18 protein-coding genes are annotated in these 20334 nt (G+C 74.7%); 8 read left to right on the forward strand and 10 right to left on the reverse strand.

All coding sequences use genetic code 11. The features are described 5' to 3' along the window. The first annotated feature begins 101 nt into the window (after nt 1-101). Nucleotides 102-803, forward strand: coding sequence for a FadR/GntR family transcriptional regulator (locus KGD84_RS21595; protein ID WP_220562195.1), 702 nt, complete (start codon nt 102-104; stop codon nt 801-803). 154 nt (nt 804-957) lie between these two features. Here the strand turns inward: KGD84_RS21595 and KGD84_RS21600 are convergent, their stop codons facing one another. Together KGD84_RS21600 and KGD84_RS21605 are read right to left on the reverse strand one after the other, a co-directional pair. After that, entirely contained in the window at nt 958-1713 is a 756-nt protein-coding gene (locus KGD84_RS21600) for an RraA family protein (protein WP_220562196.1), read from the reverse strand. A 189-nt stretch (nt 1714-1902) separates the two neighbouring features. Next, a complete protein-coding gene (locus KGD84_RS21605; RefSeq protein WP_220562197.1) occupies nt 1903-2811 on the reverse strand; it encodes an Lrp/AsnC family transcriptional regulator in 909 nt (302 codons plus the stop codon). Between the two features lie 494 nt (nt 2812-3305). Here KGD84_RS21605 and KGD84_RS21610 point away from each other — a divergent pair, with 494 nt between their 5' ends. The 3 genes from KGD84_RS21610 (at nt 3306) to KGD84_RS21620 (ending at nt 6876) form a co-directional block, all read left to right on the forward strand. Then, complete coding sequence (locus tag KGD84_RS21610; RefSeq protein WP_220562198.1) at nt 3306-4835, forward strand: LCP family protein; 1530 nt, start codon at nt 3306-3308, stop codon at nt 4833-4835. Between the two features lie 204 nt (nt 4836-5039). After that, nucleotides 5040-5930 carry a cell wall anchor protein gene (locus KGD84_RS21615; protein WP_220562199.1) on the forward strand — a complete coding sequence of 297 codons (891 nt, stop codon included), beginning with the start codon at nt 5040-5042 and terminating at the stop codon, nt 5928-5930. A 154-nt stretch (nt 5931-6084) separates the two neighbouring features. After that, nucleotides 6085-6876 carry a VldE C-terminal domain-containing protein gene (locus KGD84_RS21620; protein ID WP_220562200.1) on the forward strand — a complete coding sequence of 264 codons (792 nt, stop codon included), beginning with the start codon at nt 6085-6087 and terminating at the stop codon, nt 6874-6876. A gap of 87 nt (nt 6877-6963) precedes the next feature. Here KGD84_RS21620 and KGD84_RS21625 read toward each other — a convergent pair whose 3' ends face one another. Then, the gene (locus KGD84_RS21625; protein WP_220562201.1) at nt 6964-7182 is read right to left on the reverse strand and encodes a dodecin; all 219 of its coding nucleotides are present in this window, start codon (nt 7180-7182) and stop codon (nt 6964-6966) included. Between the two features lie 539 nt (nt 7183-7721). Between KGD84_RS21625 and KGD84_RS21630 the strand changes: the two genes are divergently transcribed. Next, nucleotides 7722-7949 carry a hypothetical protein gene (locus KGD84_RS21630; RefSeq protein ID WP_255646732.1) on the forward strand — a complete coding sequence of 76 codons (228 nt, stop codon included), beginning with the start codon at nt 7722-7724 and terminating at the stop codon, nt 7947-7949. A gap of 40 nt (nt 7950-7989) precedes the next feature. On the opposite strand, the gene KGD84_RS21635 is transcribed toward KGD84_RS21630, so the two are convergent. Together KGD84_RS21635 and KGD84_RS21640 are read right to left on the reverse strand one after the other, a co-directional pair. Then, entirely contained in the window at nt 7990-11361 is a 3372-nt protein-coding gene (locus tag KGD84_RS21635) for a hypothetical protein (RefSeq protein ID WP_220562202.1), read from the reverse strand. 139 nt (nt 11362-11500) lie between these two features. After that, entirely contained in the window at nt 11501-12316 is an 816-nt protein-coding gene (locus tag KGD84_RS21640) for an SDR family NAD(P)-dependent oxidoreductase (RefSeq protein WP_220562203.1), read from the reverse strand. 80 nt (nt 12317-12396) lie between these two features. Here KGD84_RS21640 and KGD84_RS21645 point away from each other — a divergent pair, with 80 nt between their 5' ends. Continuing rightward, a complete protein-coding gene (locus KGD84_RS21645) occupies nt 12397-12825 on the forward strand; it encodes a MarR family winged helix-turn-helix transcriptional regulator (protein ID WP_220562204.1) in 429 nt (142 codons plus the stop codon). A gap of 42 nt (nt 12826-12867) precedes the next feature. On the opposite strand, the gene mobA is transcribed toward KGD84_RS21645, so the two are convergent. Together mobA and KGD84_RS21655 are read right to left on the reverse strand one after the other, a co-directional pair. Next, nucleotides 12868-13416, reverse strand: a complete 549-nt coding sequence (gene mobA / locus KGD84_RS21650) for a molybdenum cofactor guanylyltransferase (protein WP_220562205.1) — start codon at nt 13414-13416, stop codon at nt 12868-12870. A 191-nt stretch (nt 13417-13607) separates the two neighbouring features. Next, on the reverse strand, nt 13608-13961 hold the full coding sequence (locus KGD84_RS21655) for a YybH family protein (protein ID WP_220562206.1): 354 nt from the start codon (nt 13959-13961) through the stop codon (nt 13608-13610). A gap of 61 nt (nt 13962-14022) precedes the next feature. Between KGD84_RS21655 and KGD84_RS21660 the strand changes: the two genes are divergently transcribed. After that, on the forward strand, nt 14023-15000 hold the full coding sequence (locus KGD84_RS21660) for a helix-turn-helix transcriptional regulator (RefSeq protein ID WP_220562207.1): 978 nt from the start codon (nt 14023-14025) through the stop codon (nt 14998-15000). Between the two features lie 171 nt (nt 15001-15171). Here KGD84_RS21660 and KGD84_RS21665 read toward each other — a convergent pair whose 3' ends face one another. Next, on the reverse strand, nt 15172-16359 hold the full coding sequence (locus KGD84_RS21665) for an RtcB family protein (RefSeq protein WP_220562208.1): 1188 nt from the start codon (nt 16357-16359) through the stop codon (nt 15172-15174). 126 nt (nt 16360-16485) lie between these two features. Then, nucleotides 16486-17493, reverse strand: coding sequence for a GTP 3',8-cyclase MoaA (moaA, locus tag KGD84_RS21670; RefSeq protein ID WP_220565912.1), 1008 nt, complete (start codon nt 17491-17493; stop codon nt 16486-16488). A gap of 376 nt (nt 17494-17869) precedes the next feature. Here moaA and KGD84_RS21675 point away from each other — a divergent pair, with 376 nt between their 5' ends. Then, complete coding sequence (locus KGD84_RS21675) at nt 17870-18691, forward strand: alpha/beta hydrolase (protein ID WP_220562209.1); 822 nt, start codon at nt 17870-17872, stop codon at nt 18689-18691. A 67-nt stretch (nt 18692-18758) separates the two neighbouring features. On the opposite strand, the gene yczR is transcribed toward KGD84_RS21675, so the two are convergent. Then, on the reverse strand, nt 18759-20246 hold the full coding sequence (gene yczR / locus KGD84_RS21680; RefSeq protein ID WP_220562210.1) for a MocR-like transcription factor YczR: 1488 nt from the start codon (nt 20244-20246) through the stop codon (nt 18759-18761). Nucleotides 20247-20334: the final 88 nt, after the last annotated feature.

The raw sequence follows: 20334 nt of genomic DNA on the forward strand, positions 1-20334 counted from the left end.
GACCAATTCCCGTACGGGACTGGTCTAAGCTCCGGCTTTAACCGACCCGCACCCGTACGCTGGCCCTGTCATCCGGCGACCCGCCCCTAGGAGGTAAAAGCGTGCCCCTCGCCTCGACACGCCGGACCGGTCTAGTCGACCAGGTCATCAGTCAGTTACGAGCGCAGATCGACTCGGGTGAATGGGGCATCGGCGACCGCATCCCCACCGAGTCGGAGCTGTCCGAGCAGTTGGAGGTGGGACGCAACACGGTGCGCGAGGCCGTGCGCGCCCTCGCCCACGCCGGCCTGCTGGAGATCCGCCAGGGGGCGGGCACGTTCGTGCGCGCCTCCAGCGAACTCGGCGGGGCCCTGCGCCGCCGCCTGGAGCGCTCGCGCCTGCGCGAGAACCTGGAGGTGCGCCGCGCCCTGGAGGTGGAGGCCGCCCGCCTGGCAGCGCTGCGCCACACCGAGGAGGACATGGCCGACATCGACCGGGCCATGGGCCTGCGCGAGGCGACCTGGCGCGAGCGGAACATGAGCGCGTTCGTGGAGGCCGACTTCGCGTTCCACCGGGCGGTCGTCAACGCCACCCACAACACGCTGCTCATCGACCTCTACGACGACATCGCGCAGGTCGTGCACGCGAGCATCGCGCACACCGCCTACGAGCAGAACCAGAAGGAGGACGTCGACCCCACCCCCTCGGGGGACGGCATCGACCACTCCAAGCTCACCGAGGCGATCCGCTCCGCCGATCCGGCGGCCGCGGTCCGCGAGGCCACCTGCTACATCGACGAGCTGCTGTCGCTCACCGAGGAGTGAGGCCTCCGCACGCCTCGGCCCCGGTCCCGGGAACGTCCTCCGGGGACCGGGGCCGCGCCGCGTCCGATGGGGCCGAAGTTTTTTGTGGTGCCGGTGGTGCGCACGGTACGTGACGGCGTCCCGGGCCGCAGCGGCCCTCCGCGCCCCGGCGGGCTCAGTCGCCGTAGGAGTCGCCCACCGCGGGCCGGGAGGGCAGCCGCGACCGGCCCGCCTCGCCCCCGGCGCCGCGGGCCGGGACCTCGCGGCGGGGACCCAGGGTCCGGGGCCGCGCTCCGGCCCGGCGGCCGCGGGCGTCCGCCCCGCCCTCCCAGCCGCTGACCCGGGACGGGTCCAGGCCGAGCAGGTCCAGGGTGCTCTCCCCCGCGCACACGGCGTCGATGATCTCCTGTTCGCGGGTGATGCTGTCCATCGTCTCGGTGATGATGGCGCTGACCTGCCCCCGGGGCAGGCACACCACGCCGTCGTCGTCGGCCACGATCCAGTCGCCCCGGCGCACCGCGAGCGGGACCGGTCCCGCGGCCGTCATGGCGATCGGGTCGCCGACCGAGCCGCCGGCCTCGGGGCGGGCCTCGCGCACCGCGACCCCCGCGCCGAACACGGGCAGCTCGCAGCGGGCGATGGCGGCGACGTCGCGCACGCACCCGTCCAGGACGATGCCGCGCACGCCGCGGGCCCGCGCCGCCACGGCGAGGATCTCGTCGACGTAGCCGTACTCCGACTCCCCGGACACGTCGACGACCAGGGCCGACCCAGGCGGGGCCTGGGCGACGGCCACGTGGATGGCGAGGTTGTCGCCGGGGGTGCAGCGCACCGGGAAGGCGGTCGCCGCGAACGACGCCCCGGGCCAGACGGAGAAGAGGTGCGTACCGAAGGGGCGGCCGCCGCACCTGGCCAACGCCACAGTCCCCACAGCCGTCAGTGTGTCCGCAAGCGCCACGTCAGCCTCCCACTACACCCGCGCCCGGTGCGGCCGGTTGGAACCGACCCCTTCCATACTCACGGGTAACTTAAGCGTGATGCAAGGCGTACGGGACGGAAACACGTAAAAATGCTACCGCTGGTTACATTTCGCGCGTCCGACGGCCGCCCCCGGCCGGCCCTAGCCCGGGATCCACTCCAGTTCGCGGTCCCCTCCCCGGCGCTCCTTGCGGACCGACAGGTGCTCCCACGTCTCCACGTGGGACACCCCCGAGGTCGAGCGGACGCCCTCCAGCGCCTCCACCAGGCGGCAGCGGTCGGGGGCGCTGAGCGTCCCGACCACGTCGTAGCGGCCGAACCCGCTGGCCAGGAACGACACCCGGGGCAGGTTCGCCAGCCCCGTCCCCAGCGCCTCGGCGTCGCCCCGGCAGCGCAGGCCGAACCCCAGCTGCTCGTTGGCGCCCATCGCCGTCGGCTCCACGACCGCGGTCACGTGGATCACCCCCGAGTCCAGCAGGCGCACCACCCGGGAGCGGGCCGCCGCCTGGGACAGCCCCACCTGGCGCGCCAGGTCCGCGTACGAGGCCCGGCCGTCGCGCAGCAGCCTGCGAACCAGTCGCCAGTCCAGGGCGTCCAACTCGACGTCGCGCAGTTCGCGCACGCTGCTGTGGGCGTCCTTGAACACCGACCCGGCCCGGAACACCTCCGCGCCGTCCACCCCCGGCAACGCGCGCAACTCGGCGAGCTCCTTGGTCAGGGCGCCGTCATCGGCCACCCTGACATGGGCGACGGCGGGGAACCTGCCCGCCGTCTGCGCGGCGAAGGTCACCGCCTCGCGCTCCCCCAGAGCGTCCAGCAAGGGACCCACCGGTCCCGTGACACGGAACGACACATGGCCGAGGACCTCCATGCCCACCACACCGGCGTGCAGGACGCCGACGATCCTGATCGCCCCCGACTGGACCAGCTGGCGCACGCGGGCGCGCACCGCCGTACGTGAGAGGCCGACCCCGTCGGCCAGTGCCTGGAACGTCGCTCTGCCGTCCCCCTGCAACGCGCGCATCAGCGCCGCGTCAACCGCATCGAGCACAATGGTGCCTTTCGTTCCCATGACGCCGCCCTTCCCCCGGACGGCGCCCCCTCCTGCGGCCAGATCATCGCAGCTACGGCGCCGCCATCACTACCGATCGAGAAAGAAATCGGCTGATTCACCCCTTTGAACGGCCGGAAGGGTCCGCGCAATGCCCCATCGGCGGCGTCTGCGCCACATAACAGACTTGTATAGAACATCCCTAATGAGGGAGTAGCCGTGCACACAACTCCGACAAAGCGCCACACTGATCACACGTGTCGGCGCGACACCCCCGGGGGCACCCCGCACCCCGTGGCGGAGGCGGCCGGCCCCGACGGCGGACCCCGGTCCGCCCCGGGCCCGCGCGTGGCCCTCCGCGTTCCGTCCCGGAGGCTCCCGCCGGGAGTCGAGGACCCGTTCGGCAGCGGTGCCCGATGACCGCGAACGGTCCGGCGGCGGGGAACAATGGAGAGTACGGGGCCGGAAGGCCGACCCCTGGAGAGGAATCGTCGGTGGCAGCGGAGGACGAGCAACAGGACGGGGCACCCGCGCGCCCGAGCACGGCCGGGGCCCTGCTGTGGACCGCCGCCGCGGTCCCCCTTCCGGGCATCGCCCACCTGCGGATGCGCCGCAGGGTGGCGGGCGGGGTCATCATGGGCCTGTACCTGGCCGGGATCGCGGCCCTGGCGGTGTGGGCGCTGAGCCTGGGGCGCTCCGACGCGGGCACTCTGACGTCCGTGGCGAGCCTGGCCCTGCGCAGCAGCTGGCTGATGACCGCCATGGGCGTCGTGTTCGTCGTGGCGGTGCTGTGGCTGACCGTCATCGTGCACTCGTGGGTCATCACCCGGCCCCCCGGGGCGACCACGGGCGCCCGCCTGCTCAGCGGCGCCGTGGTGGTCCTGCTGTGCCTGACGGTGGCGGCGCCCTCGGCGCTGGCCCTGCACGGCGGGTACACCGCGTACGAGGCGCTCAACAACATCTTCGGCGGCCCCGAGCGGGAGGACCTGCCCCCGCACAACGCCGCCGACCCCTGGGACGGGGCCGACCGGGTCAACGTGCTGCTGATCGGCTCGGACTCGGCGGACAACCGGTACGGCGTCCGCACGGACACGATGATCGTCGCCAGCCTGGACCCCCACACCGGCGAGGCGGTGCTGATCGGCCTGCCCCGCAACCTGGAGAACGTGCACTTCCCCGAGGGCAGTGCGCTGGCCGAGCGCTACCCCGAGCCCTACGGGTTCGACCTGCTCCTCAACGACGTCTACCAGACGGTCGCCGAGGAGCCCGACGAGCTGGCGGTCAACCCGCGCGTGCCCGACCCGTCGGCCGACACCCTCAAGGCCGTCATCGGCTACAACCTGGACCTGGACATCTCCTACTACGCGATGGTCGACATGAGGGGCTTCCAGGACCTCATCGACGCCATCGGCGGGATCCGGGTGAAGATCGAGGAGCCCATCCCCTACGGCGTCCACGGCGGCGTCCTGGAGCCCGGGGTGCGGGTGCTCGACGGCCACGAGGCGCTCTGGTACGGGCGCTCGCGGGTGAACAGCGACGACTACGGCCGGATGGGGCGGCAGGGCTGCCTCATCAAGTACGTGACCGAGCAGGTGGAGCCCACCACCATCCTCACCAGCTACCGGGAGCTGGCCGGCGCCACGCAGCGGACGCTGAGCACGGACATCCCGCAGTCGAAGGTGCCCGCGTTCGTGGAGCTGGCGGACCTGGTGACCGACACCGGCGAGATGAGCACGCTGCAGCTCTCCCCGCCGCAGGTCAACACGGCGAACCCGGACTGGGACGCGATCCGTGCCCTGGTCGCCGAGACGATCTCGGCCGGTGGCCCGGAGGGCGACGAGCTGCCCTCCGACGGCCCGAGCCCGTCGGACCCGGCCACCGCGGGCGAGGAGGGTGCCGGGGAGGGCACCGGCGACGACCGCACCGAGTGGCAGGAGTACACCGGCCTGGACGAGCCGTCCCCGGCCGACCCGGGCCGCCAGGTGGGCGAGGAGGCCAGCGACCTCAACGCCCTGTGCCCCTGACCTGAGGACAGTGGAGGGCGCCGACCGGGTTCCGGTCGGCGCCCTCCGGCGTTCACCTCCGGATCGGCGGGGCCGCGGGGACACGGGGGCGGCGCGGTTGCCCGCTCGGACCCCGCGTGAAACCGCGGACACACAAGGTGACCGCTGTCGGTCAGCCCGCGGCGGGCCGTTGCCCGCTCCCCCGGTGCGTGTGAACCTGACGCCGTGACCTCCGCTCAGCTTCTGACCCTCGTCGCGTTGGGCGCCTTCCACGGCCTGCACCCGGGCATGGGCTGGATGCTGGCGGTGGCCCGGGGCCTCCAGGAGGGCGGTCGCGGCGCGGTGCTGCGCGCGCTGCCCCCGATCGCCGCAGGCCACGCGGTGAGCGTCGCGGCCGCCGCGGTGGCGATCACCGTCACCGGGTCGGTGACCGCGTCCGTGCTCTTCCCCGTGGTCGGGGGCGGGGTGATCGTGCTGGTGGGACTGGTGATGCTGCTGTGGCGCCGCCACGTCCACCGGATGGAGATCCGGCTGCCGCCCTGGCAGCTGGCGGCCTGGTCGTTCGTCATGGCCTCGGCGCACGGCGCGGGGCTGATGCTCATGCCGGTGCTGGCGGGGCGGACCTCGCACGGCGGCACGGGCCACGGCGGCGGCCACGCCGGCCACGGCGCCGCGGCCCCGGCGGCCACGGGGGCCGGTGAGCCCGGCGGGGCGGCCGAGGCGCATGGGGCAGCGGAGGGTGACCGAACCGCAGAGGCGGACGGGGCAGCGGAGCCCGGGGCGGAGGGCGCCCGGACCCCGGAAGCAAACGGATCGGCGGAGAGCGCCCAGGCCCCAGAGGCGGACGGGTCGGCCGAGGCGGACGGATCGGCGGGGCCCGGGGTGGGGGACGTGCCGGGGGACGGGGTGTGGGACCTGTGGGACGCGACGCTCACCGGGCTGCTCGCGGCGGGGGTGCACACCGCGGCGATGCTGGCCGCCTGCACCGCGGCGGCGCTGGTCGCGCACGATTTCCTCGGGGTCCACGCACTGCGGTGGAAGGGGGTCACCATGGACCGGATCTGGGCGGTGACCCTGGTGGCGGGCGGCCTGCTGGTGCTGTGGTCGGTGCGCTGAGCGCCGCCCCGGCCCGCGTTCCCACGGGTGGGCGATCGACAATGTGGGAAAAATGTCCATTGTGCCGGAAATCTGAGCATCTCCTGAGGAGTTGACCACTCTGGAACCCGCGCCGGGCGGCCACCGCCCGGCACGAGCGAAGGGCACAAGGGGCATGGCACACAGACCCGTACGACGGGAGCGGCGCTGGAACGGCGTCCTCCTGGCCGTGGGCATCCTCGTCATCCTGGCCGCCCTCGCGGCCCTGGGCACCCGCTGGGCCGTACAGCGGGGCGAGATCGCCTTCCCGATCTCCACACCCTGGGGCCCCGAGTGCTCCGTGTGGACCGGCGAGGACACCGTCCGCCTCGAACGCGACCAGGCGCGGCGGGCCACCACCGCCGCCGCGGTCGCCGTCCAGGGCGACGACGCGCCCGTGGAGGCGCCCGACACCGACGACATCCCCGATGCCGTGATGGACGTCCTGACGAACGGCCCCGAGGACGACGCCGGACCCTCGCTGACCTGCCGTTCCGTCAAGAACCGCGACCTGGTCCTGGAACCCGACCTGGAGCCCTCGGGCCTGACGCCCCGGGCGCAGAACCTCAAGGACGGCGTGGAGGAGCACTTCTCCGGCCTCAGCCTGGGCGGCTTCGTGCCCGGGGGCTACAGCACCGGCCACGGCGAGCGGTCGGCGCACTACGAGGGGCGGGCGCTGGACATCTTCTACCGCCCGGTCAACGAGGACAACCGGCGCGCGGGCTGGGTCATGGCGCACTGGCTGATCGCGCACGCGCCCGACTACGAGATCGACGTCATCATCTTCGACGACCGCATCTGGAGCACCTACTACCCGTCGCTGGGGTGGCGCGACTACGAGGCCGACCCCGACAACGAGATCCTGCGGCACCTGGACCACGTGCACGTGGACGTGCAGCGCGGCAGCGACCCGTCCGAGGAGCGCTGACCGGCGCCGGCCGGGGCCGACCGGAACGTACGGGGCCGGGCGGGGGACGACTCCCCCGCCCGGCCCCGCCGCCGTCCGGCGGCGCTGCTACTCCTGCGGCTCCTCCAGCCGGAAACCGACCTTGAGGCCCACCTGGAAGTGTGCGATGCGGCCGTCCTCGATGTGGCCGCGGACCTCGGTGACCTCGAACCAGTCGAGCCCGCGCAGCGTGCTCGACGCCCGTTCGATCCCGTTGTGGATCGCCTCGGTGACCCCCTCGGGCGACGTGCCGACGATCTCAGTGACCCGGTAGGTGTGTCCGGACATGTGTGGACCCCCTGACTGATCGGTTGCGCGCGGCCCCGCGGGCCGGCCCCGACCACCTGCCTGCCCACATTCCCCGCCCGTCACACCGGCCCCGTTCGTGCACGCCGCGCGGGGGAAGGGAACGGACGCGGCACTTGACCCGGTACGGATAAGGACTTTGGACCCTGTTGGGATTTCTGTTACCAAGAGGGCACGGACGTCTCCTCCGTCACGCTCCCAGAGGCCCCACAGAATGGGCATATAAGCCCTGACCTGGGACTTAAGTCCTTCGAGCGCCGGGACTCTCCCGAGACAACGTCGTAACTGACTCTTGACGTACCCCCGGGGGTGGCGGTGTACATTGGGTCTTGGCGCTCCGGTCCCCCGTCGGAGCGCGGGACGATGTTTCGAGCCCCCGTCGGAACATCGCATGCGACGCCGGGTGGTTTGCCCCCGTAGCCACCCGGCGTCGCCTTTTGTCTTTTCCGGCCCGCTTCCCCTAGCCTGCCGTTGCCGCCCGTGGACCGGGCGTCCGTTCTCTTTCTTCCCCGGGGGTGGCGTTGAGTGATTCCGAGCGGGCCGAGGCCGTGATCTGCTCACGGCGCGGCTGCCGTGAAGCGGCGGTGTGGGCCCTGGCGTGGAACAACCCCAAGCTGCACACCCCGGACCGGCGCAAGGTGTGGACCGCCTGCGACGAGCACCGCGCCTACCTGGAGGACTTCCTCCGGCTGCGCGGGTTCCTCCGTGAGACGCTGCCCCTCGACGAGCTGGACGGCTCCGAGGGCTGAGCCCAGGGCCCGGGGCTCGGCGCCCCGGGCCCGGCCCGGATCAGTCGGCGGCCAGCCGCCAGGCGGCGGCGCGCAGGGCGGGGTCGCCCAGTTCCGCGACACGGGTGAGCAGCGCGGGCCAGGGGTCCGCCCAGCCCCGCTCGCGCACGACCCGGCCGACCATTCCCAGAACGGCCCGCCCCACCCGGTCCCGGGCCCGGGGCTCCTCCCGCTCCGCCGCGTCCAGGAGACGGGCGCAGACCTCGGCGGCGATCCCGTCCGGGACCTCGGTGCCGGTGCGGCCGTCGCGCAGCATCCCCTCGAACACGTTCACCCCGTCTCCCTCCCCTCGCACGCTCAGGCCGCCCGCCCGGAGGTACCGCAGCATCAGCCCGGCGAGCTCCTCCACGGAGGCCCCTCCATCGGCCCGGACCAGCTCCCGGATCCACCGTACGATCAGCCGTCCCGCCTCCACCCGGTACTCCTCACGGGATTCCAGGGCCTCCAGGACGCCGTGCGGCGGCCTCGTGGCGGGTCGGCCCGCGAGCACCACGAGCAGGGCGACGAGCCTGCGGTGCGGGGTGTCCTCCCCCCTCGGGACCGCTACGGGCGGAGCGCCCCGCGGGACGAGGGCGAGCAGGCGGCGGACCACCTCGTCCCCGCGGTCGAGGGCGATCCCCCGCCTCCACAGGGCCGCGATCCGCGCGTGGGACCGCTCGAAGGGCCGGTCCATGTCGCAGAGGGCGTCGACGAGCGCGTCGGTGTCCGCTGCCGGCGCCCAGGGCGTCCAGCGGGCGGCCCAGCCGTTGAGCCGCCAGTGGCGCGCGTCCGGGTCGGGCAGCGCGTCCACCAGGGACGCCACGGCCTTCCGGTGCTCCGGCGGGCAGGACCGGGGCCCCGGGGCCAGGAAGGCCAGCTGCAGCTCGGTCTCGGTGAAGGACGGGGCGTGCCGGGCCAGCGCCGGGAGCGCCGCCGGGTCGTCCAGGCAGTGGACCAGGGCGCCCACCACCGCGGCGCGCACGTCGCGGTGCAGCCCCTCGGTGTCCAGCGCGCGGACCAGGTGCCCGACCGCGCCCGGGGGACGGTGGTGTCCGAGCAGGCGCGCCGCCGTCTTGCGGACGGTGACCTTGGCGGGGCCCGCGAGGGCGCCGGCCAGGGCCGGGCCGAGTTCCGCGGGCGGGGTGGCCGACGCCTGGCGCGACAGCGCCGGGCCGGCGGCCCGCGACTGCGGGCCGTCCGCGCCCCGCAGGATCAGGCCCAGCGTCCGGTCGCCGCTGCGGCCCAGCGCGGACAGCGCGGCCTCGCGCAGGACGATGTCGTCCCCGTCCAGGAAGGGCCGCAGCCGGTGGGCCGTGCGGGGAAGGTCGCCCAGGCTCAGCAGCGCCCGCTCCCGGTCGTCGGTCCCGAAGGCCGGGTCGGCCGCGACGGCCGTCAGGCGGTCGGCCAGGGCCGCGGTCAGCCGCACCGGCCACCGCGAAGCCGCCCTCCGGTCGGCGTCCGGGATCCAGGAGGGGGAGGCGGCCAGGGCCGCCAGGACGTCGGCGGTGGGCCGCGTGCGGACGAGGAGGTGCCGGACGCGCGGCAGCCAGACGGTGTCCGGGGCGGTCTCGACGAGGTCCCAGGCCCGGTCCGCCGCGTCCGGCCCGGACAGGTACAGCGTCGCCGCCCGCTCCGCCACGGCCGGATCCTCCGCCTCCAGGGCCGCCGAGCGCAGGTGTGCGCCCAGCTCCGGCAGGTTCCGGACCCGGCCGCCCAGTTCGTAGGCCGCTTGGACGGTGGGGGCGTGGTCGCCGCGGCCGCGGGCGGCGTCCAGCACCGGGGCCGCCCGCCGGTACAGGTCGGTCTCCAGTCCGGCGGGGAGCACCTGGTCCAGGTGGGGTTCGAGTTCGGCCGCGCCCCCCTTCCGGCGCCCCGCCCACCAGGGCGGGTTGGCGCGGGGGCGCCCCCACGGGTCCAGGCCGTCCACGCCGAACCGCTCGATCAGGCGCACGTACACGTCCAGGGCCCAGGAGGCGGCGTCCGCGCCGGTGTCCGGGTGGCGCAGCAGGCGGGTCGCGATGTCCCGCAGCGCCCGCCGGGTGTCCGCGCTCGTGTCACGGCTCTGAACGGTGTCGGCCAGCAACCTCTCCAGGGCCGGGAGCGCCTCCCCGAGCAGGGGCGCCGGGAGGCCGGCCACCGAGCGCAGCAGGACCCGGCGCACCGGATCGCGTTCGGCGCGCGCCCGCTCCGCGCGGGTGAGCAGGACGCCGGCGACCGTCCCCGGGTCCCCCGTGCGGCCCGCGGCGGCGACCAGGGCGGCCAGGCCGCGGGCCCGGCGCCCGGCGTCGCCGGAGGCCGCGGCCCGGTCGAGCTCGTCCGCGACCTCGGCGTAGGGCAGGAAGGCCAGGGCGTCCAGGTCCTGGTACGGGTCGCCGTACCGGAGCCGCCACCGCTGGGTCCGGCGGATCTGTTCCAGGACGGTCCGGGCCTCGCGTTCGGCCAGGTCCGCGGGGGCGAGGTCGAGGTGGGCGAGGACCGCCGCGTGGGAGAGGTGGTCGCGGCGGGCGAGGAAGCGCTCCAGGTAGGGAGTGCGCACGGCGGGTTCCATGGCGCTCAGGACGACCCGGGCCTGGTCGGGCCACTGGCGCATGAGGCGCAGCAGGGACCGGACGCTGCGGTCGCCGTAGGGCGTCATCGGGTAGCGGGACGGGTAGGAGTGCTCGTCGCCCCCGCTCCGGAGGCGGGCGGCGTGCGGGTAGAGGTTCGGCCACCGCCGTGCGTCCTGGTCGGCGAGTTCGGCGACCGCGGCGGGGCGGACCGGGTCGAGGGCGCTCAGCGCCCTCCGGTCCGGTTCCCCGACCAGGGCGCGCAGGTACGCGACCAGGGTGTCGGGGTGGCGGCGGGCGAGCCTGCTCCAGGACCGGACCGCGTGGGCGAGGCCGGGCAGGTGGTCGGCGACGGCCCGCGCGGAGCAGGCCGGGAGGAGGACGGCGGCCTCGGGGGCGCCGTGGTCGCGGCGGACGACGGGCAGCAGTCGGTCGGCCAGAACCGTGCGGCGGGCGTGGAACAGGGTGCGGTAGAGGGCGCGCCGCAGCCCGGTGGGCGCGTCGCGCAGGACGGGGAGCACCGCCTCGTCCGGGACCGGGAGCGTGCGCACGGCGCGCAGGGCGGCGCGGCGCAGGTCCGGGTGGGGCGAGGCGAGGTGGCGGGCGACCGCGTTCAGGTCGCGGGACACCAGCGCCAGGTGGGAGGCGAACGCCCGTCGGGCGTGCGGGGCGAACCCGGTCCCCGGGCCGTCGGCCTCCAGGTCGCGGACGACCGCGGAGAGTTCCGGGGTTCCCGCGTGCCGGCGGGCGAAGTCCGCCAGGGCGCGCATCCGCGCGGCGCAGGAGAGGGGTTCGACGGTGGACAGAAGCTCGTGGGCCGACGCCTGCGCCGGCTCGGTGGGGCTCAAAGGCCCGGGCGGAGACCGCCCTTCCTGATCGTCATGGCGCTCATGATGGGGGACGGGGACCGCATCGCGCAAGTCGCCCGTGTGCGGGGCGCCGTCGGCGGCGGGGCGACGCTGACAGCGCCCCGCCCCCGGCCCCCGGTCAGGCGAGGTCGGTAGTCTCGTGGAAGCGCTGCCACCGGTTGAACGCGCCCGCCAACCGCGCGACGGCGGTGCGCGGCAGCACGCGTGCGGGCCAGGTCATCATCCGGTTCAGGAACCACCCCGGGTAGGACACCGCGCGGCGGCGGGCGTAGTCGTCGAGGCTGCGGGCCGCGACGGTCTCCGGAGCGTCGGCGGCGGTCGCGTTGATCTCGGCCGTGGTGCCGTCGAAGAAGCCGGTCGCGATCGCCCCGGGGTGCGCCGCCATGACGTGGACGCCGCTGCCGCGCAGCTCCTCCGCCAGCGCCTCGGTGAACGAGAGCACGAACGCCTTGGTCGCGGCGTAGCCGGCCTGGTAGGGCAGCGGTTGGAAGGCGGCCGTGGACGACACGTTGATGATGCCGCCGGAGCCCCGGGCCGCCATCTCGGTGCCGATCGCGTGGGTCAGCGCGAGCAGCCCGCCGACGTTGAGCCCGACGGACCGCAGCTGCGGCTCCAACGGGCGTTCGAGGAACGGTCCGGCGCTGCCCGCACCGGCGTTGTTGACGAGCAGTCCGACCGACAGGCCGCGGTCGCGCAGTTCGGCCGTCACCCGGCCGGGGCCGTCCGGCGCGGAGAGGTCGGCGGTGATGACCTCGGGGTCGGGGCCGCCGTGCCGTTCACGGATCTGCGCGGCGACCTCGCGCAGGGGCGCCTCGTTGCGGGCGAGCAGGACCACCCGTGCTCCCCGGCGCGCCAGTTCCAGCGCGTACGCCCGGCCCAGCCCCTTGGACGCACCCGTGACGAGTGCCGTGACACCGCGGAAGTCGTCTCCCATGAGACCCTCCATTACTTCGAGACTTGAAGTATGAACGTAGCACGATCCTTCGAGCCTCGAAATACCGATAGGATGGCGGCATGGACACGCCAGAACGGACCGGACTCCTCGAGGCCGTCGCCGCGATCCACGACATCTGGACGCGGACCAACGACCTGATCGGCCCGGCCCTGGCCGAGAGGCGGCTGACACCGGCGACGTTCCAGGCCCTGTGGGCCATCGATCCGGACGAGCCCCCGCCGTCGATGAAGACGATGGCCGAGCGCCTGCACTGCAACGCCCCGAACCTGACCTTCATCACCAACCAGCTCATCGAACGGAACCTGGTGGAGCGCGCCGTGGACCCCGCGGACCGGCGCTCCCGCGTCCTGGTCCTGACCGAGGCGGGCCGCAGCGCACGCGCCGAGCTGGTCGGCGCCGTCCTGGAGAAGACCCCGCTGGCGGCGTTGGACGCCGACGGGCTGCGGCGGCTCGTGGCCCTGCTGAACCGGGCGGCCGGCGCAGGCTGACCCCCGCGCCCCCGTTGCGGGGCCGCGGGCCGGTCCTCCCGGTCAGCCGTCCAGGCGGCGGGCGGCGCGCTCCAGATCCTCGGGGGTGTCGCAGTCGGCGACGGCGTCCGGGTCCGGCGCCGGGACGAGCCGGGGGCCCAGCGGGCCGAGCAGGCCGTACAGGGAACGGCCCCCGTAGGCGGCCAGGGCGGCGCGGACGTCGCCGGTGCGCCACACGCCGGTGAGCCACTGCTCGCGCCCGTCCGCGTCGACGAACACGGCGTTCGGTTCGAGCAGGGCCAGGTGCCGCCCGGCCAGGTGGGGCAGGTCGGCGGCGAGCAGCGCGAACCGGTCCGCCCGCACGTGCGGCAGCCCCGCGCGCAGGGCCGGGACCGGGCCCGACCCGGGCGGGTCCTCACGGACGTACAGCGCCCGCGGCGAGTCCCGTTCGGGGCCCACGACGATGGTCCGCCCCTCGGGCTCATGGTCGCGGACCGCCGCCGCGACGCGCTCCAAGAGGGTGCGCCCGCCGACGGCCAGGCCGGGCTTGTCGACGCCGCCCATGCGGGTGCCCGCCCCGCCGGCGAGGATCACCGCGTCCAGAGTGCTCATCCCCCCAGCATGCCCCGCCGCGGCCCTCTCCGCCTCCCCTGTCGTCGGCCCTCTCCTTCGGGCGGGGCTTTGGAACGCACCATCACACGGGCACGACCGGACCGGGATCCCGCCCCCGGTCCACCGGCCTCGCGGAGCGGGCCCGCCGTCCGGTACGGAACCGGACGGCGGGCCCGCCGCGTCCTCTCCCGCTAGAACCGGAGGGCGGGCTGGTCCACGACCCACAGCCACGTCCCGTCCGGCTGGCGCCGGGCGATCTCGACGCTCACATCGCCGTTGGCCTGTGTGGCCACCGTCAGCGCCAGGTCGCCGCCCACCAGCGCGGGCTGCTGCTTCCCCGGTTCGAGCACCGGAGCCGCGGCGGCGAACTGCTCGAACACCGCGCGGATCTGCTCGTGGCCGGTGGCCACGCTGCCCGGCGGGAACGCCAGCACGGCGTCCGGCTCGTACAACGCCACCAATCCGTCGACGTCGCCCGCGTTGCCGCGCTCGATGAAGTACCTGCCCAGGTCGTTCGGCTCGGTGGCCGCTCTCTTGTTCGTCATACCGACCAGCCTTCCGGGAAAACACGACATCCTCTGTCAGGTATTTCTGTAGAGTTCTCGGATGCGCGCGGATCGGCTGGTGTCACTGGTACTGCTGCTGCGTCGGCACGAGCGCCTGACGGCGCCCGAGCTCGCCCGCGAGCTGGAGGTCTCCACCCGCACCGTGCTGCGTGACATCGAGGCCCTGTCCGCGGCCGGCGTCCCGGTCTACGCCGAACGCGGCCGGCACGGCGGCTTCTCGCTGCTGCCCGGCTTCCGGACCGAGCTCACCGGCCTGAACCACGACGAGGCGCTCGCCCTGCTGGTCGCCGGGTCGCGGCGCGGGGCGCAGGCGTTCGGCCTGGGCTCGGCGCTGGCCTCGGCCATGCGCAAGGTGGTCGACGCGCTGCCGGAGGGCGACCGGGCCACGGCGGCCGGGGCGGCCCGGCGGCTGCTCGTCGACCCGGAGACCGACCTGCTGGAGCGCCGGCTCGCCGCCGAGGAGGTGCCCGACACCGTGGTGGCCCAGATCCGGCGCGCGGTGTTCGCCGGGTACCGGCTGCGCATCCATTACGCGGCCGCGGGCCGGGACGCCCGGTGGCGCACGGTCGACCCGGTCGGCCTGGTCACCGTGCGCGACCAGGGCTACCTGCTGGCCACGAGGTCCGGGGAGGACCGCACCTACCGGCTGTCCCGGGTCCTGGCCGCCGAGGCGCTGGACGAACCGGCGCGGCGGCCGGACCGGGTGGACCTGGACCGGGTCTGGCGGGAGCGCGGTGCGCGGTTCCGTACCGGCGGCGACCGGGTGTCCGTGCTCGCCCGGGTGGCCCCGCAGCGGCGGGAGGAGCTGGCGGACACCGCGCTGGAGGTCCGCGAGGCGCGGGAGGAGGACGGGGACGGCCGGCCGACGCTGGAGGTGGACTTCCAGGACCGCCGACACGCCGAGTGGGCGCTGTGGCAGCTGGCGGCGGACGCGGAGGTCCTGTCCCCCGAGTGGCTGCGCACCGCCCTGCGCGACCGCGCCGCCGCGATGGCCGAGCGCTACGGGAGCCCGTCCTGAGGGACGGCACCGGACCCGCCGTGTACCGCTGCCGGGCCCCATACCGGGCGCGGGTCCCTGTCGGGGCACCGGGCCGGCCCGCCGGGGCGGCGACCACCGCGGGGAGCCCGCCGGGGCACCGCGGGCCGTTTGCGCCCGCCCCGGGGACGGGTGCGGACGGCCCGCGGCCGGTCAGCCCTTGACGCAGACCACCTGGCGCAGGTGCGCGACCACGCGCACCAGGTCGGTCTGGGCGGCGATCACCGACTCCAGGTCCTTGTACGCGGCCGGGATCTCGTCCACGACCCCCGCGTCCTTGCGGCACTCCACGCCCTCGGTCTGGGCGGCCAGGTCGGCGGCGGTGAACGTCTTGCGCGCCTTGGTCCGGCTCATCCGGCGCCCGGCCCCGTGCGAGGCGGAGTTGAACGAGTCCTCGTTCCCCAGCCCCCGGACGATGTACGTCCCCGTCGCCATGCTGCCCGGGATGATCCCGTACTCCCCCGACCCGGCGCGGATCGCGCCCTTGCGGGTGACCAGCACGTCCACCCCGTCGTAGGTCTCCTCCGCGACGTAGTTGTGGTGGCAGGAGATCCACTGCCCGAACCCGGTGCCCGGCACCTGCTCGGCCAGGACCTTGCAGGCCAGCCCCATCATGACGTCGCGGTTGCGGCGGGCGTAGTCCTGGGCCCAGAACAGGTCACGGCGGTAGGCGTCCATCTCCGGGGTCCCGGTGAGGAAGACCGCCAGGTCCCGGTCGGGCAGGTCCTGGTTGTGCGGCAGGGTGCGGGCCTGCCCGATGTGGTGCTCGGCCAGCTCCTTGCCGATGTTGCGCGAACCCGAGTGCAGCACCAGCCACACGGTGTCCTCGTCGTCCAGGCACACTTCCAGGAAGTGGTTGCCGCCGCCGAGGGTCCCCATCTGGCGCAGCGCCCGCTCGCGGCGCGGGTGGACGGCATCGGCGAGGCCGTCGAACCCCCGCCAGAACGCGTCCCAGCCCTTGCTGCGCAGCCCCGGGACGGCGGCCGGGTCGACGGCCTCGTCGTGGAAGTGGAACCCGACGGGGATCGCGGCCTCCAGGGCCGACCGGAGCTTCCCGAGGTCGTCGGGCAGGCGGGAGGCGGTCAGGTCGGTGCGCACCGCGGTCATGCCGCAGCCGATGTCCACGCCGACGGCGGCCGGGCTGACGGCGTCGCGCATGGCGATGACGGATCCGACGGTGGCGCCCTTGCCGTAGTGCACGTCGGGCATCACGGCCAGGCCGTGCACCCAGGGCATGCCGCTGACGTTGCGCAGCTGTTCCAGGGCGGCGCCCTCGACCTCCTCCGGGCGGGCCCACATGCGGATGGGGATCCGGGTGCCGGGGATCTCGGTGTAGGTCATGACAGGCCACCTCCCTTTCGCGAACGGCCTGTTCTCACGGTTCGGGCGCGGTCGCGCCCCGGAACATTGAGCCGCAAAAGGGGCCGCCCGTCCACCGGTTTTCCCGCGGTGTCCGGGCCCGGCCGGTCAGCCGCCGATCGCGGACATGGGCCGGGCGGGCTGGAGGAACCCCGGGTCGTCGATGCCGTGCCCGGGGAACTTGCGGGCGACCGCCGCCGTCCAGCGCTCGGCGATCTCGGCGTCGGTGGCCCCCTCGCGCAGCGGGGTGCGCAGGTCGGACTCCTCCCGGGCGAACAGGCAGTTGCGGATCTGGCCGTCGGCGGTGAGCCGCACCCGGTCGCAGGTCCCGCAGAAGGGGCGGGTGACCGAGCCGATCACCCCGACGGTGGCCTCGCGGCCGTCGGGGAAGGTGTGCCCGAGGACCCGGAACAGCTCGGCCGGGGCGCTGCCGCGCGTTCCCGGGTCGGCCTCGGCGAGGTCGAACGCGGTCTCCAGCCGGGCGAGGATCTCGTCGGCGGTGACCATGTCGTCGCGCCGCCAGCCGTGCTGGGCGTCCAGCGGCATCTGCTCGATGAAGCGCAGCTCGTAGCCGTGCTCGATGCAGTAGCGCAGCAGGTCGGCGGCCTCGCCGTCGTTGACGCCGCGCATGAGCACCGCGTTCACCTTGACCGGGGTGAGCCCTGCCTCGGCGGCCGCGGCCATGCCCTCGACGACGTCGTCGAACCGGCGGCGGCGGGCGAGGGTCTCGAAGACGTCCGGGCGCAGGGTGTCCAGGGAGACGTTGACGCGGTCCAGGCCCGCCTCGGCCAGGGCGGGGGCCATCCGGGCCAGGCCGATGCCGTTGGTGGTGAGGGCGGTGTGGGGGCGGGGGCGCAGGGCGGCGGTCCCGGCGACGATGGCGGGCAGGCCGCGGCGGAGCAGGGGTTCCCCGCCGGTGAAGCGGACCTCGGTGATGCCCAGGCGGGTGACGCCGATGTCGATGAGGCGGAGGAGTTCGTCGTCGGTGAGGAGTTCGGGTTTGGGCAGCCACTCCAGGCCTTCGGGGGGCATGCAGTAGGTGCAGCGGAGGTTGCACCGGTCGGTGAGCGAGACCCGCAGGTCCGTCGCCACTCGCCCATAGGAGTCGGCCAGCACGGGCGTCACCCTCTCAGTCGAAGTCGTCGAGCAGAACGCCACCGGCACCACTCGGGGGTCATCCGAAGGGATACCCATCTGTCCAGCGTAGAAGATCGCCTTTCGGGGCGAGTAGCCCCGATCACACGCTTTGAGATATTTCGTCGGCGCGCACGAGAGGACACCGCCGTTTCCGGAGCATCCTCCGGACCCGGGCCCGTCGCGGCCGGGGCGCTCCGCCGGGGCTCCGGCCGGGCCCCGGACGGAGCCCGCCGCCGCGGCGGACCCGACCGGGTCGCGCGGACGCGCGCGGGCGATGTTCTAGGGTGTCCAACGCCACAGGCGACCATCACCGCGATCGTCGCAGACGCGCAGGCCGATGAGGAGGCAGGACACGGTGATCACCACACGGGAATGGGGACTGGCGGGCGGGCCGAACGGTTCGGGGAGGCTGGCGGCCCGGGCCTGGGCGCCCGCGGAGGGCGAGCCCTCCTGGCTGGCCGTCCTGGTCCACGGGTACGGCGAGCACCTGGGGCGGTACGAGCAGGTCGCCGCCGACCTGGTGGCCGCCGGGGCGGTGGTCTACGGGGCCGACCACCGGGGACACGGCGGCTCCTCCGGCGAGCGGGTCCTCATCGAGGACTACGCGGAGGTGGTCCAGGACGTCCATCGGGTCGTCACCCAGGCCCGGACCGCCTACCGGTCGCTGCCCCTGGTCCTCATCGGCCACTCCATGGGCGGCCTCATCGCCTCCCGCTACGCCCAGACCCACCCGGAGGAGCCGACCGCGCTGGTGCTGTCCGGCCCCGTCCTGGGCCGCTGGGAGGTACTGGAGGCGCTGTCCGCCGCCGAGGAGATCCCCGACGTCCCCATCGACCCCGCCACCCTCTCCCGCGACCCCGCCGTCGGCGAGGCCTACGTGGCCGACGAACTGGTCTGGCACGGGCCGTTCAAGCGGGCCACGGTGGACGCGATGCTCACCGAGATCGACCGGGGGCTGGCGGCGGGCTCGCTGGGGGACATGCCCCTGCTGTGGGTGCACGGCTCCGACGACCGCCTGGTGCCGCTCTCCGGCACCCTCACCGGCATCGAGGCGGTCCTCGGCTCGGACTTCACCGCCCGGATCTTCCCCGGGGCCCGACACGAGGTGTTCAACGAGACCAACCGCGACGAGGTGATCGGCGAGGTCGTGCGGTTCGCCCGCCGGTTCACCGGCTGAGGGGCCCGGCCGGGCGGGGCGCGCCCTCCGGCCCGGACGTACGGCCGGGCCGCGGGGCGCGCGGCCGTCAGACGTACAGCCGGCCGTGGGGCTGGACCGGGTGGGCCAGGGTCTCGGCGTAGGCGGCGGCCAGCCGGTCCACGGCGTCGGCGAGCACGTCCGGCGGCCGCGTGTAGGACAGCCGCAGGTAGCGTTCCAGGGTTCCGTCCGACCCGAACACCGGCCCCGCCGCCGGGTGGACCCCGTGCCGGACCGCCGCCGCCGACAGCGCGCTCGCCACCGGCTGGGGCAGCGCCGCCCACAGCACCAGGCCGCCGCCGGGCACGTTGGGCCGCCAGTCGGGCAGCCGGTCGCGCAGCGCCGCCAGCAGGGCGTCGCGGTTGCGGCGCAGCCAGCGGCTGCGCTCGGCGCGGATGCGCATCACGTCGGCGAGCAGGTGGGTGGTGGTGAGCTGGTCCAGCACCGCACCCGCCAGGTCGAAGCGCTGGCGCACCGCCATCAGCCGCGCCACCATCGGCGGGGTGGTGCGTATCCAGCCCACCCTCAGCCCGCCCCACAGCAGCTTGCCCACGGACCCGACCGTGATGACGCGGCCGTCGGTGTCGTGGGCGGCCACGGGCGCCGGCAGGTCGCCGGAGTCGATGGCCAGCTCGGCCACCGACTCGTCGACCACCAGGTGGGCCCCGGCCCGGCGCGCCTCGCGCACCAGCACCCGCCGCTCGTCGTCGTCCATGAGGGCGCCGGTGGGGTTGTGGAAGTCGGGGATGAGGTAGGCCAGCGAGGGCCGCCACTGGCGGAACGCGTCCACCAGGTACTCCATGTCCCAGCCCTGCGGCGTCACCCCCACCGTGCGCACCCGGGCCCCGCTGCGGCGGACCGCGTCCAGGGCGTGCGGGTAGGTGGGCGACTCCACCAGGACCTCGTCGCCCGGCTGGACCAGCAGGTCCAGGAGCAGGGCCACCCCCTGCTGGGCGCCGTTGGTGACGAAGATCTGCTCGGGGGTGGTGGGCAGGCCGCGTTCGACGTAGCGGCGGGCGATGGCGTGGCGCAGCTCGGGCAGTCCGTGGGGGTAGTAGCCGAGGCCGCCCACGTGCGCGGCCAGCTGCTCGGCGGCCCGGAACGCGGCGTCGCGCAGGCCCTCCACCGCCGGGGGCCCGGCCACGCCCAGGTCGATGTGCTCGGCGGCCCCGGACAGGAACGGGGACGGGGAGGGGTCCCCCGTGCCGGAGTCGGGCAGCACGGTCCAGCTGCCCGCGCCCTGCCGGCTGTCCAGGAACCGGTTGTCGCGCAGCCAGGAGTAGGCGGCGGTTACGGTGTTGCGGCTGACGCCCAGGGCGGTGGCGAGGTCGCGTTCGGCGGGCAGGCGGGTGTTGGTGGGCACCCGGCCGTCCAGCACCAGGCCGCTGACGGCCCGGCCGATGGAGAGGTAGTAGGGGCGCTCCACCGGCGCCTCGCCGATGAGGCGGGCCAGCAGGCGGCCGTTGATCCGGCGGGTGCCGCCGCCGGACGTGGAGCGCTCCGCGGTCCGGACCGCGCCGCCCTGTCGTGACGCCATGGCGCCGCCTCCTCGTACCCGTTCCCGCTGCGTCCGCGCCCTCGTGGGGCCACTTTCTGGAATTGGCACTTTGAGTACGGTGCCATAT

Source organism: Nocardiopsis changdeensis (assembly GCF_018316655.1).
GTDB classification, from domain to species: Bacteria; Actinomycetota; Actinomycetes; order Streptosporangiales; family Streptosporangiaceae; genus Nocardiopsis; species Nocardiopsis changdeensis.

Coding starts and splice junctions, on each gene's coding strand:
- KGD84_RS21620 (WP_220562200.1), top strand. CDS start 6,085: ATGGCACACAGACCCGTACGACGGGAGCGGCGCTGGAACGGCGTCCTC.
- KGD84_RS21625 (WP_220562201.1), bottom strand. CDS start 7,182: ATGTCCGGACACACCTACCGGGTCACTGAGATCGTCGGCACGTCGCCC.
- KGD84_RS21640 (WP_220562203.1), bottom strand. CDS start 12,316: ATGGGAGACGACTTCCGCGGTGTCACGGCACTCGTCACGGGTGCGTCC.
- KGD84_RS21645 (WP_220562204.1), top strand. CDS start 12,397: ATGGACACGCCAGAACGGACCGGACTCCTCGAGGCCGTCGCCGCGATC.
- mobA (WP_220562205.1), bottom strand. CDS start 13,416: ATGAGCACTCTGGACGCGGTGATCCTCGCCGGCGGGGCGGGCACCCGC.
- KGD84_RS21655 (WP_220562206.1), bottom strand. CDS start 13,961: ATGACGAACAAGAGAGCGGCCACCGAGCCGAACGACCTGGGCAGGTAC.
- KGD84_RS21660 (WP_220562207.1), top strand. CDS start 14,023: ATGCGCGCGGATCGGCTGGTGTCACTGGTACTGCTGCTGCGTCGGCAC.
- KGD84_RS21665 (WP_220562208.1), bottom strand. CDS start 16,359: ATGACCTACACCGAGATCCCCGGCACCCGGATCCCCATCCGCATGTGG.
- yczR (WP_220562210.1), bottom strand. CDS start 20,246: ATGGCGTCACGACAGGGCGGCGCGGTCCGGACCGCGGAGCGCTCCACG.